The sequence below is a fragment of the Anoxybacillus sp. MB8 genome, from assembly GCF_011006755.1.
In the GTDB taxonomy this organism is placed as follows: Bacteria; Bacillota; Bacilli; order Bacillales; family Anoxybacillaceae; genus Anoxybacillus; species Anoxybacillus gonensis.
Genome location: NZ_RXXX01000019.1, coordinates 1 through 13152, shown reverse-complemented (window position 1 = coordinate 13152; position 13152 = coordinate 1). Strand labels below are relative to the sequence as shown.

The following is a 13152-nucleotide window of genomic DNA, read 5'->3' as shown; positions in this document are numbered from 1 at the left end:
GGGGAATGGGACAAAAAGCGATCGAGGTGTTTCGATCGTGTATACCATTATTTCAAGCGCTAAGCGATCCTCATCGACAAGATATTGTATTGCTGCTTGCGGAACACGATAAGCTAACAGTCAATGAAATTACGGAAAGGTCAAGTTTATCACGTCCAGCGATTTCCCACCATTTGAAAATTTTGCGCGACCAAGGATTAGTGTCGGTAGAACAAAAAGGGACATTGAGATACTATGTATTATCTATCGAAAAAGCTGTTGAATTATTGAAAGATTTGATTCATGCTGTCGAGAAGGAGTGCCTTTAGATATGCTAAAGGCCAACTTTTTCGTTTTATATGTTTAAGTTTTTAAACATTTAAAAAAAGGAGATGTAGAGAATGAAAAAGAACGTATTAATCACAGGGGCATCAAGTGGAATTGGCTATGAATTTGCTGCACAATTTGCAAAGGAAGGGTATAACATTATTGCGGTAGCACGAAACAAGCAGAAGTTAGATGAACTAAAACGCCAGCTAGAAAAAACATACGGAATAGCAGTATGGATATATGCTAAAGATTTATCGAATCAAAACGAAGTTCATGATTTGTATGAAACATTAAAAAACGAACAGCTTGACATTCATATCCTCGTCAATAACGCAGGATTCGGGTTGTACGGAGAATTTGTGGAGATCGGGTTACAAGAAGAATTAAATATGATTGATCTAAATATAAAAACACTCACTCATTTGACGAAACTAGTCGTCGCAGATATGGTAAAAAGAAACGAAGGGAAAATTTTAAACGTTGCATCAACGGCTGCTTTCCAACCAGGACCATTAATGGCTGTATATTATGCGACGAAAGCGTATGTGTTATCTTTTTCAGAAGCGTTAAGTAACGAGTTGCGACACACGAATGTCACTGTGAGTGCGCTATGTCCAGGGCCAACTGCGACAGGATTTGCGGATCGGGCGAACTTGCAACAATCGAAATTGTTTAAAAGCGGTGTGATGGATGTTAAACAAGTGGTGGAGGCTGGGTACAAAGGAGTAATGAACAATAAAACCGTCATTATTCCGGGGATGGCGAATAAACTCCTTGCATTTAGTGTTCGTTTTATGTCACGTAAATTCGTTACGAATATTGTCAGAAAGGTTCAAGATCGGGTGTGACGAGGGTGAAATAAATGAACGAGTTGCTCAAGAAACAAAAACGCTATTTCCATACAGGAGAAACGCTTTCTCTTGATTTTCGTTTAAAACAATTAACACGACTAAAAGAAGCGATACAAAAATATGAACAGACAATTACCGATACGTTAAAAAAAGAGTTGCATAAATCATCGTTTGAAGCGTATACAACAGAAATCGGCATCGTTTATGAAGAGATTCGCTTTATCACGAAGCGACTGAGCGATTGGATGAAGCCACAACGTGTGCCGACGCCGTTGACGCACTTTGGGTCAAAAAGTTACATATATCCAGAGCCATATGGGGTCACTTTAATTATCTCGCCATGGAATTATCCGTTTCAGCTTGCGATGAGTCCACTTATCGGGGCGATTGCGGCAGGAAATTGTGCGGTAGTGAAACCGTCTGAATATACGCCAGAAATGTCGACGTTGCTGAAAACAATCATTTCAGAAGTGTTTCCAGAGGAGTATGTTGCTGTTGTGGAAGGAGGGGTAGACGTTAGCCAACAGCTGTTAGATTTGCGCTTTGATCATATTTTTTTCACAGGAAGTGTATCGGTCGGAAAAATCGTCATGGCAGCTGCTGCAAAGCATTTGACGCCTGTCACATTAGAACTCGGCGGAAAAAGTCCTGCGATCGTCGATGCTTCCGCGCATATTGATTTAGCTGCCAAGCGAATCGTATGGGGAAAATTTTTAAACGCCGGGCAAACGTGCATTGCTCCAGATTATGTGTTCGTCCATGCTTCTGTTAAATCTTTGTTGATTGAGCGAATGAAGCAGTATATAGAGCAGTTATATGGTCACAAAGATACATATAGTCGTATTGTTACTGTTCGTCATGCTGAACGGCTCGTTCGTTTTTTAACAAATGGTATCGTTGTACATGGTGGAACGTATGACATTGAGCAACGTTGGATTGAGCCGACGTTGCTAGACGATGTGACGTGGGACGATAACATTATGCAAGAAGAAATTTTTGGGCCGATATTGCCGATTCTTACGTTTGGGACGGTTGATGAAGCGATTCAAATGATCAACGACTACGAAAAGCCGCTTGCGCTTTATTTGTTTTCAGAAGATCGCGATGTGCAACAACAAGTATTACAGCAAGCTCGTTTCGGCGGTGGTTGTATAAATGATACGGTTGTACACGTTGCCAATCCTCATTTGCCTTTCGGTGGTGTTGGACAAAGCGGCATCGGTACATACCATGGGAAAGCAAGCTTTGATGCATTTACTCACTACAAAAGTGTGCTCAAACAAACAACGAAATTCGATATTCCTTTGCGTTATCCAAATTTTCCGAATGCTTTAAAATGGGTGCGGAAGTTATTGAAATGAAAAAATGTTCCCAACGGGGTACTTTTTGCTTTCGGACAATAATTTTGAACAAATTTCGAAAAAAATTTAACGAAAATGTGACAAGTTTTCAAACGGACATCCTATTTCTTTTTTTATTTCCATGTATTATACAAAAAACAGCACTTTTCTCGCTCATTTTTTGATGTCGAGAAAAGTTTTTTTCTTTTTGTCAACGATTTTTCTTTTTGGCCCCCCTCAATGCAGTTTCTTCCTTCTTTTTTTCGTCACAATTATTTTTACAATACATGTTAAAATCATTTCAATAGTGTTAATACTACAAAGTTCATTAATTCCATTCGTTGATCGAGGTGCCCAATGAATTACAATTTTTGTTGAGGTGAAGAAAGATGAAGCGTTTGTTTTCCTTATTGGTAGCTGGATTGCTTCCGCTTCTTGGCGGCTGTGAGATGGTCGTTTTCCAGCCACAAGGACCAGCTGCTCGAAGCATTACAGAGCTGATTAACTGGTCGATTTGGTGGATGCTTCTTGTCGTTGTCGTTGTATTTGCGTTGTTCGCTTATATCGTATGGAAATATCGCGATCGACCTGAGCGACAAGGAGAGGAGCCACCTGAGGAACACGGAAGTACGGTGCTTGAAATTGTATGGACAGTTATTCCTATTTTAATCGTTATTGCGTTAACGATTCCGACAGTTAGAACGTTATACGATTTAGAAAAGCCACCGAAAGGGTACGAAGATCAAGAGCCGCTTGTCATTCATGTCACGTCGGCAGATTGGAAATGGATTTTTAGCTACCCTGAACAAAATATTGAAACAGTAAACTATGTCAATATTCCAGCAAACCGACTTGTATTATTTAAAATGACTTCCGCATCGACAATGCAGTCGTTTTGGGTACCGGCGTTAGCTGGGCAAAAATATACGATGAACAAAATGGAAACAGAATTGTATGTCGTCGCGGATCGTCCAGGATCGTATGAAGGAAGAAATACGAACTTTAATGGACGTGGGTATGCGCATATGCAGTTTGAAGTGTTAGCGCAAACGCCAAAAGAGTTTGAAAAATGGGTACAAGAAGTAAAACAAAAGGCACCAAAATTAACGAAAGAACAATATGAAGAACTGTTGTTGCCGACACATTTAGGAAGGTTAACGTTTATAGGTACACATTTACAATGGGTAAACCATGCAGATCCGCATTCGAAGACGTACACAAATCCTGAACTGTATCGCGGTCATGGATATCAAGGGAAAATTTTTCCTCGTGAAGATAATTATAAATCTAGCTCATCATCGAATTGTAATGAAGAACAGCAAGCTTTAGAGAGTGATAGTGGGGGTGAACATCATGGGCATTAAGTGGAATGAAATATTTGTCGGAGGAGACCCGCTTCTTGTCGGTTCACAAATTGCGATCGTACTAACGGTTGTTGCGATTGTTGTTGGATTAACGTACTTTAAAAAATGGGGTTGGCTATGGCGCGAATGGCTAACGACCGTCGACCATAAAAAGATCGGGATTATGTACATTTTATCTGGTGTACTGATGTTTTTCCGCGGTGGAATGGACGGCTTGTTAATGAAGGCGCAAACGGCTCGACCAGAAATGAGCTTTTTAGATGCGCAGCATTACAACGAAATTTTTACAACGCATGGCGTGATTATGATTTTGTTTATGGCGATGCCATTTTTGATCGGTTTAATGAACGTTGTTGTCCCTTTGCAAATTGGAGCGCGCGATGTCGCGTTTCCGCAGTTGAACGCACTTAGTTTTTGGTTATTTTTTAGCGGAGCGATGTTATTTAACATTTCGTTCGTTGTTGGTGGCTCACCAGATGCAGGGTGGACATCGTATTTCCCGCTAGCTGGAAAAGAGTTTAGTCCAGGAATCGGAAACAACTACTATGCGATTGCGTTGCAAATTGCAGGGCTCGGTACGTTAATGACGGGGATTAACTTTATCGTCACAATTTTAAAAATGCGTGCCCCAGGCATGACATTAATGAAAATGCCGATGTTTACGTGGACGACGTTGATTACGTCCATTATCATCGTTGCTGCATTTCCGATTTTCACCGTTGCGTTAGCGTTAATGACATTTGATCGCTTGTACGGAACACATTTCTTTACGCTTTCTTCAGGCGGAAGCGATATGCTTTGGGCAAACTTGTTCTGGCTTTGGGGCCATCCGGAAGTATATATTGTTATTTTGCCGGCGTTTGGAATTTTCTCTGAAGTCATTGCAACGTTTTCACGGAAGACGTTGTTCGGATATACATCGATGGTCATTTCTATTGTTGGTATTGCATTTTTAAGTATGATCGTATGGGTGCACCATTTTTACACGATGGATGCAGGTCCTGCGGTAAACTCATTTTTCTCGATTACAACGATGTTAATTGCGGTTCCGACCGGAGTGAAAATTTTTAACTGGCTGTTTACGATGCGAAAAGGACGCATTCAATTTACAACAGCGATGTTATGGGCGCTTGCCTTCGTGCCAAACTTTGTCATTGGTGGAGTGACCGGCGTCATGTTGGCGATGGCAGCAGCAGACTTTCAATACCATAACACGTTATTTTTAGTAGCTCACTTCCATTACGTATTAATTCCAGGTGTTGTGTTTGCGGTATTTGCAGGATTGTATTATTGGTGGCCAAAAATGTTTGGCTTTATGTTAAATGAAAAGCTTGGAAAATATCATTTTTGGCTATTTACAATCGGATTTAACGTGACGTTTATGCCGATGTTTTTCCTCGGTTTAAAAGGAGCCGTTCGTCGCGCTTATACGTATTCAGCAGAATCCGGCTTTGCGCCACTTTTCCTTGTATCTGCGATCGGCTCGATTATTTTAGCGATCGGTTTTGCGGTATTTTGTTATAACATTTATTGGAGCTTCCGTTATGCGAAGCGCAATGTGTCCCACGATCCATGGGATGCACGTACGCTTGAATGGATGACGGCATCGCCAGTACAGTTTTATAACTTTGCGGTCGTGCCAGAAGTGAAACAATTAGATGCGTTTTGGCATATGAAAAAACGTGGGGAAACGCTCACATTAAAAGAAAGCGACATCAAGAAAATTCATATGCCAAGCAACTCCGGATTGCCGTTTTATATGGCGGTTGTGTTTGGAATTACGGGTTTCTTCCTCGTCTTTGAAGCACATATCGCGGCAGCTGTTGCGGCAATTGGAATTGTCGTTGGGCTTATTATCCGTTCGTTTGATTACAATGACGGCTATTACGTAAGCGTCGATGAAATTAAACAAACCGAACGGACGTGGAGAAATGTAGAAGGGGGGACGGAAAACCATGTCGGCTAACGTCAATCATTCGCTTCCACTTGAATATCAAACTGAGCAAAACCGATTAAATATTTTAGGGTTTTGGATTTTTCTTGGAGCAGAAATTGTGCTATTTGCGACGTTGTTTGCCGTCTATGGCGTGTTAGGTCACCGCTATGCCGGTGGTCCAACGCCAAGCGACATCTTTAAGCTGAATGATGTGCTCATTGAAACGTTGTTGTTGTTGACAAGTAGCTTTACATGTGGTTTGGCAGTCTTTTTTATGCGACAACGTAATATGAAGCAACTGCTCGTTTGGTTTGTCATTACCCTTTTGTTAGGGGCGGGCTTTTTGTTTATGGAAATTCGTGAGTTTATTCATTACGTGCATGAAGGGGCAACGATGCAAACGAGCGCGTTTTTATCAAGCTTTTTCGTGTTGCTTGGTACGCACGGTGCGCACGTGACGTTCGGGATCATTTGGGCAGTGATGCTTATTATTCAGCTTCTTCAACGCGGTTTGACGCCAGTTACTGCAAGAAAAATGTTTATCATTAGTTTATACTGGCATTTCCTTGATGTCGTCTGGATTTTCATTTTCACATTTGTGTATTTAAAAGGGATGGTGGGGTAAATGGAGCATAAAAGCAAATATCCCGTTAGCCACGTTGTTGGATTTTTATTTTCGCTCATTTTAACATTCGTTGCAGTATTTGTGGCGTTGAAAATGAACGTATCGTATACAATTGTTATGTGGATTATCGGTTCACTGGCCATCATTCAAGCTGGATTGCAACTATTTATGTTTATGCACGTGACAGAAGGAGAAGACGGAAAAACAAACGTCATTAATATGGCTTATGCGGTGTTTGTCGCGATCGTCATTGTCGCAGGGTCGATTTGGGTATTAACATCCGGACATGCCGCGCATTAACATAAAACCCCTCGCTTAACTTTTGCGAGGGGTTGCTTTTATTTTTGTAATTAGTGTTTGAATCCAAAGTGGGAAGCGAACAGTAAAGCTAATGATTAATACGATGAGAACAAGAATAGCTGCAGATTTTTCAGCGATTTCTGTTGCATCTGGTACGAGTGCTTCGGATTGTACGTACCATAAGTGAACAGGAAGTGTACCACCTTGCGATAACAAGTTGAAATCCCACATAAAGCCAGATGTCGATGTTCCTCCTGCTAAAATAATGATGGCAGATTCACCAAATGCACGACATGCAACGAGGCTAATACCCGTTAAAATTCCGTTTAGCGCAGCAGGAAGGACAACTTTTAATATTGTTTGCGACTTTGTCGCCCCAAGAGCGAGAGATGCTTCTCGAATGTCTTGCGGCACGGCTTGGATAGCTTCTTCTGTGACGCGGGCTAGTACGGGTAAATTTAATAAAGCAAGCGTAACTGCAGCACCAATGATCGTCAAGCCAATACCGACATATTCGACAAACAATACATAACCAAACAAACCGAAAACGATTGAAGGAACAGATGCTAAACTTTCAACAGACGTGCGCACAAACTCTGTAAAACGATTGTTCGGCGCATATTCTGCGAGAAAAATGCCGGCTCCAATGCCAATAGGTAATGAAAGGATGAGAGATAAAATAAGAACGTAAAAAGAATTGAATAAAAATGGTCCGACACCGCCACCAGCTTCTAGTTCGTTCGGTAATGTGAATAAAAAATCAAGCGATAGTTTCGGCAGTCCTTTCACTAAGATTGTGTATAGCAATCCGATAATTAAAATAAATGTTGATACTGTAATCATGCCAACGAACATATGAAACAAGCGATTTGTGTAAATGGCGCTTGCGATTGCTTTACGATGACTATGAAACAATGACTCTCTCATTATGTTACTCTCCCTTTGGACGAAGTTGACGAATAATAATAATTAATACAAGAGAAATAAACAACAATAAAAACGCCATCATATATAATGCATAGTTCCATGTTGAATCAAATTGAACGTTTGTAATTTGCATCACGATGTTGCTCGTTAACACTGATGTCGGCGTGAGTAGATCCCAACCGAACTGTGCAGTATTTCCAATGACCATCACAACAGCCATCGTTTCACCGATTGCCCGTGTCATACCTAAAATAATTGCCGTTAAAATGCCTGGGCGAGCGGCAGGAAGAACGATACGTGTAATCACTTGAAGTTTTGTGCTTCCAAGTGCATAGCCTGCTTCGCGCAAATGTTGTGGCACTGCGCAAATGGCGTCATCGCTAATACGAGCAACAGTCGGTAAAACCATCATCGTTAACACGAGAGCAGCAGCGAAGAAACCATCGCCAACAAGTGTGCCCGTTGTCTCACGAATGAATGGAATTAAGATTGTTAAACCTAAAAATCCATATACAATGGAAGGAATGCCGACTAGCAAATCTAACATTGGACGCATAATATTTTTTAGCCAATTTGGCGCCATTTCAGCAATAAAAATAGCAATAGCTAAAGCAATTGGCGTGCACATGATCAACGTTAAAAATGTTAAATATAACGTCCCAGCAATAAAAACAGCTGCCCCATATTTTTCTTCAAACGGCTCCCACGTAGCGGAAAAAAAGAACTCTTTCCACGAGACGTCTTTAAATACGAGAAACCCCGTTTGGCTAATAAAAATGACGATCGAAAAAAGAGCAACACCTAAAGAGAGCGCACTTACTAAACAAGCGTAGCGAAAGGCGTTATTTTTCATATACTTGATGCGCCATTGTTTTGTTTTCGTTTGCTCATGTTGGATGCGAACATGTTCCGCAGGTAACGCCATATTGTTTCCTCCTCGTTTATCATATAAAGAACAGCCTCCTCATAAGGAGGCTGCAAATATTTTATTTTTTCATTGCTGTAATTGGGATGAATTTTAATTTTTTCAACGAACCTTGTTGGAACTTTTTGCTTTGGATAAAGTCGATAAATGCTTTATTTGCTCCAGTAGCAGGACCTTTTGTTAGCAAGTAGCCATAGCCCCAAACTGGATATTTTCCGTTCATGACGTTTGTTACTGTTGCATCTACACCGTTGTAGGCTACCGCTTTAATGTTTCCTTTAATGTACGCAAGGTCTGTGTATCCAATGGCATTTGGTGTAGTTTCCACCGCTTTAATCATGTTTCCGTTTGAAGATACTTCTTTATAGTTTTCACCTTGTGTCATAAATGAAGAGCCTTTTAATGCTTTCATTTGATAGTTTACACGCGTCCCTGAACCGTGTGCGCGGTTGACGACAATAATTGGTTCATCTTTTCCGCCAACTTCTTTCCAGTTTTTAATTTTTCCTGCGAAAATATCTTGTAATTGTTTCGTTGTTAAATTTGTTACAGGGTTGTCTTTATGAACGATCGTTGCAAATGGAATAACCGCAATCGGGTAGGCGTTTAAACCTTGAAATGCACTAAAGCCAGGTACAGGTTTCGTTGCATCCCAGTCACAAGCACCGATTGTTGCTGAACCTTTTGAAACAGATTGTGGTCCAACGATAGATGATGTACCGGATACAGAGATTGCTACTTTTGGATTTGCCTTTTTAAATTCTTTTGCTGCTTGTTGGGTTAGTGGAAGTAATGCCGATGAGCCAGCGACGACAATTTTCCCCTTTTGTTGAGCAGCTTCTGTTTTTTCTGTTACTGTAAGCGAAGAGCCGAATAATAAACTAGAAGATAATGCAATAAGAGAGAACTTTTTAATAAATGATTTTAAATTCATGATTTTCACCTCTTACAAAATTTATTTTGTGATATCAATTAATCGATTGTTTATGATAACAGCAATTTTTTCTCCTTCATCTGTTGGAATAGTTACAGCGATGTCATTACTGAATGGAGAAGGAGAAATAGATGTTATTGTTGTTTTTGTATTAAAAATGCGTGTCCATTGTGTTTGTGGTGCTGTAGCACGATAAATAGAATAAGATCCGTTTTTCTCTTCTACTAACACAAATACGATATTTCCTTTTGTTGCAACGTAAGTAATGTTCATGTTTGTTGCCATGTTTTGTTCTGTGCCAGCAACAATGGCTTTTAATACAGGAAGCGTGTTTTCATCGTCTGGATTAGCACTTAAATAAACAATCGTATCGCCAGCAAAGGACGAGAATGTTTTATTATTTGTATCTGTTGTTACAGCTGTTGGTTTTTTATCCGCTGTTGTTAAATCAACAACATATAATTGTGGTTCTGTGCCCGTTGTATCGATTGTATCAATTTCTGTTTTCGAATCATCGGTATAGTTTGCCTTTGCTTCTTTTGCGGCTGTGTATATAATTTTTTTTCCGTCAGCCGATAGACGAAGGTCAGATTTGTATTTCACTTTATCGTTAACGATTTCTGTCATCGCACCAGTTTGAACATTCATAGAAGCGATAATATCACTACTACTTCCTTTAAAGAAGTAAATGAGCGAACCATCTGGTGACCATGTCAGTTCTACTTTTATATCATCATCTGTACCGACAGGCATCGTTTTCTTTGTTGCTAGGTCGACAATGAATAATTGACCGTTATCGTCTACATATGCACCTTTCTTCTTATCTGGTGATAACGCAAGATCTCCACTTGCGATTGTTGCGATGACTTTGCGAGATGGAACATGTACAATGTTTGACACAGGTTCATCGTTTTCGTTTGTGACGATCATGTATTCGTTGCTTAACCATTGAGGATTAAAGTTTGTTCCTTTTAAAAATCCGTTTGTCGCGATAAATAACGGACTTCCATGCTCGATTTCGCCACCTAATTTTGTTACGACACCGTGCAAGTCAGCGTAGAAGTTTCCATTTACTTTGACTACGGATGAACCTTGTTGATGAAGAAGAAGAGTAGCTTTTTTACTTTTTCCGCTTAATGTGATAGATTTTGTTTTTCCATCGACATTCATTGCGACCCCGAACGCTTTCGCGATATCAGAGAGAGAATAAAGTGTTTTTTGTCCCATCGCTATAGCATTTAACTGAGTCGGTTGTCCATCAACTGCAACGGTTACTTTTTTTGTTTGTACATTTCCGTTTGTCGAAAGAAGAATAGGGCTAGCATTTGTTTGTAACTGTCCTCCGAACGCTTGAACGATCGTCACAGCTGGAACGTATAAGACGTTGTTTACCGTTTTAGGTGCTACGTTCATCGTTACTTTTTTACCATTAATGACGGCAACTTTGTCATTTGCTTTTACTTGAACAACCGTTCCTTTTTTCGTTAGCTTGTACATTTTTGTTTTTTTGTCGTGGGAATATGTAGCCCCGAGTAATTTGGCGATTTCAGGAGCAGCTACAATCCAGTTCCCACCAGAAACGGTCGTCGCAGAAATAGAAACTACCGTCCCGTTTACACTCCAGTTTGTTTTTTGGATAGTTTGTTTTTGGACAGTCTTTGCTTCTGCTTTCCATTCGGTCGCGGGAATAAGCGGAGAAGCGAGGACAGCTGATGCGATCAGCGTATGTGCGAGCACTTTCTTCACGGACATTTTTTTCCCTCCTAGGTTTGTATATCAACAACGCCTATTATAGAAGGGCAATGTTAACCTTGTTTAATATTTTTGTAGACTTTGTAAATACAATGTTTGATTTTTTAGAAATTTTTATTAATGAATTGTAAAGGAATGTATGTCTCGTAATTTATCACATTCTTGTTATAATGAAAAAGAATAGGGAGGAGGGATGGGTATGCGTATATATGATGAAACATTAAAAAAGTTGTTTATCAATTATACGATTGGTTCGATTTTAGCCGTTGTCGGCGTTGGTAGCACGTTAATGGTAATGGCGCTAAACATTCGGCAAGTAGACTTACTCATGTTGTTGCTTATTCAGTTTTTTTCTTTTTGTATTATGTTGTTTATCGAATATCGTGCCTTTCAAAAAGATATTTACCCAATTCGTCTCGTTTTTTCTGAAACGAAAGTAACAGAAGAACAGTTTTATTGGGCGTTGGTTCAAGCAAAAAGATTTCCGCTACTTACAGTCAAGCGGATTGCGCTCCCACATTTTTTAGGACTTTCGATTCCAGCTGTTGGGATGACCCTTTCACTTATTTTTATCGATGTGCTGCACATTCCGTATATGTATGTTGTTTATGCTTTATTTGGTGCATTGCTTATTGCGATGCTTCATGCGATGATTGAGTTTTTTTTAACGTTGCGCACGATGCGTCCGCTTATTAATGACATGATGCAAATGGGAAGAATGCACGGATTTCATGAAGCGATCCGAGCGACAAACGTCGTATATGTGCCGATGAAAGTAAAAATTGGGTTAAGTGTGTTATTTATCGGTATTTTCCCGGTTTTATTATTTGTGTTAGCGACTGAAGTGAAATGGTTTGCTGAAGGGAAAAACACTTTTTCAGGTTATTGGACGTGGACGATTGTCGTATTAGTCATTTCCATTTTGTTCTCTTTATTTGCGGCCCGCGTCTTGTCTGAAGATGTGGAACGAAGCATTGAAGATTTGCTTCAATACATGAGTCGCGTACAAAAAAAAGAATACGAATTGATGTGCGATAATGTTTATATTGATGAATTTTCCGAGCTCACAAATGGCTTTAACCATATGGTCGATGCGATCGTTGAACGAGATGAGAAAAATAAGCAATTATTAAATAGTTTTATTTCAGTTATGACAACCGCGCTCGATGCGCGCGATGAATATACAGCTGGTCATTCGCAGCGCGTTGCCGTATATGCTGTAGAAATTGGTAAGAGGCTGGGGATGACAGTTGAGCAACTTACGCGTTTATATCGTTCTGCTATTTTGCATGATATCGGAAAAATCGGTATCCCTGATCATATCTTATTGAAAGACGGAAAGTTGACTGATGACGAATTTGCATGGATTAAAAAGCATCCGGTACTCGGTGAAAATATTATTCGACAAGTACAGCCGATTGAAGAAGTGCAAGATTTGCTTCCAGGCATCCGGTCGCACCATGAACGAATAGACGGAAAAGGGTATCCAGATGGCTTAAAAGGGGAGAACATTCCGCTATTTGGACGTATTATTGCGGTGGCAGATGCGTTTGATGCGATGACATCTGATCGTCCATACCGAAAAGGGATGAACGTAGAAAAAGCGATTTCGATTTTGTTAGAAGGTCGAGGCACGCAATGGGATGCCCAAATGGTCGATTGTTTTATCGCATTTCTCCAAGAGAGAGAACGAGAAAAAGTGAGTGGAGCTGACCCAAAAGTCCGCTAAAAAGCGGACTTTTGGGAGTTAGTTTTCATATTATGAAAAATGAGAGAGGGATTTACCTCTCATTTTTCCATTTCTTAAGCCTCTAAGGATCGTTGTTTGTCCTTAGAGGCTTTTTTGAGGAGATTATGGGCAGCACAAATAAGCCCCCACTCTATGGAAA

At 40.2% G+C, this 13152-nt stretch carries 12 protein-coding genes; 8 read left to right on the top strand and 4 right to left on the bottom strand.

What is annotated here, in order from left to right; all coding sequences use genetic code 11:
* The first annotated feature begins 5 nt into the window (after positions 1 to 5).
* The 7 genes from EKC99_RS08380 (at position 6) to qoxD (ending at position 6725) form a co-directional block, all read left to right on the top strand.
* On the top strand, positions 6 to 308 hold the full coding sequence (locus EKC99_RS08380; protein ID WP_003398862.1) for an ArsR/SmtB family transcription factor: 303 nt from the start codon (positions 6 to 8) through the stop codon (positions 306 to 308).
* A gap of 72 nt (positions 309 to 380) precedes the next feature.
* Positions 381 to 1157, top strand: coding sequence for an SDR family NAD(P)-dependent oxidoreductase (locus tag EKC99_RS08375; RefSeq protein WP_032100975.1), 777 nt, complete (start codon positions 381 to 383; stop codon positions 1155 to 1157).
* Between the two features lie 14 nt (positions 1158 to 1171).
* A complete protein-coding gene (locus EKC99_RS08370) occupies positions 1172 to 2521 on the top strand; it encodes an aldehyde dehydrogenase (RefSeq protein ID WP_055441657.1) in 1350 nt (449 codons plus the stop codon).
* A 368-nt stretch (positions 2522 to 2889) separates the two neighbouring features.
* A complete protein-coding gene (gene qoxA, locus EKC99_RS08365; RefSeq protein ID WP_055441658.1) occupies positions 2890 to 3864 on the top strand; it encodes a cytochrome aa3 quinol oxidase subunit II in 975 nt (324 codons plus the stop codon).
* Positions 3854 to 5830: a cytochrome aa3 quinol oxidase subunit I gene (gene qoxB, locus EKC99_RS08360; protein WP_055441659.1), complete on the top strand. Its 1977-nt coding sequence runs from the start codon at positions 3854 to 3856 to the stop codon at positions 5828 to 5830. Before qoxA ends, qoxB begins: the two co-directional genes overlap by 11 nt.
* A complete protein-coding gene (qoxC, locus tag EKC99_RS08355; RefSeq protein WP_032100978.1) occupies positions 5820 to 6425 on the top strand; it encodes a cytochrome aa3 quinol oxidase subunit III in 606 nt (201 codons plus the stop codon). Before qoxB ends, qoxC begins: the two co-directional genes overlap by 11 nt.
* Positions 6426 to 6725: a cytochrome aa3 quinol oxidase subunit IV gene (gene qoxD / locus EKC99_RS08350; protein ID WP_032100979.1), complete on the top strand. Its 300-nt coding sequence runs from the start codon at positions 6426 to 6428 to the stop codon at positions 6723 to 6725. It abuts the gene before it with no gap.
* A gap of 15 nt (positions 6726 to 6740) precedes the next feature.
* Here the strand turns inward: qoxD and pstA are convergent, their stop codons facing one another.
* The 4 genes from pstA to EKC99_RS08330 all read right to left on the bottom strand — a co-directional run bounded on the left by pstA (position 6741) and on the right by EKC99_RS08330 (position 11263).
* Positions 6741 to 7580, bottom strand: coding sequence for a phosphate ABC transporter permease PstA (gene pstA, locus EKC99_RS08345; protein ID WP_425339074.1), 840 nt, complete (start codon positions 7578 to 7580; stop codon positions 6741 to 6743).
* A 76-nt stretch (positions 7581 to 7656) separates the two neighbouring features.
* Positions 7657 to 8577 carry a phosphate ABC transporter permease subunit PstC gene (gene pstC / locus EKC99_RS08340; protein WP_055441661.1) on the bottom strand — a complete coding sequence of 307 codons (921 nt, stop codon included), beginning with the start codon at positions 8575 to 8577 and terminating at the stop codon, positions 7657 to 7659.
* Between the two features lie 61 nt (positions 8578 to 8638).
* Entirely contained in the window at positions 8639 to 9511 is an 873-nt protein-coding gene (locus EKC99_RS08335; RefSeq protein WP_055441662.1) for a phosphate ABC transporter substrate-binding protein, read from the bottom strand.
* Between the two features lie 21 nt (positions 9512 to 9532).
* Positions 9533 to 11263, bottom strand: a complete 1731-nt coding sequence (locus tag EKC99_RS08330; RefSeq protein WP_163151396.1) for a stalk domain-containing protein — start codon at positions 11261 to 11263, stop codon at positions 9533 to 9535.
* Positions 11264 to 11462: 199 nt separating this feature from the next.
* On the opposite strand from EKC99_RS08330, the gene EKC99_RS08325 reads away from it, so the two are divergent.
* Positions 11463 to 12992: an HD domain-containing phosphohydrolase gene (locus EKC99_RS08325; RefSeq protein ID WP_163151394.1), complete on the top strand. Its 1530-nt coding sequence runs from the start codon at positions 11463 to 11465 to the stop codon at positions 12990 to 12992.
* Positions 12993 to 13152 lie beyond the last annotated feature (160 nt).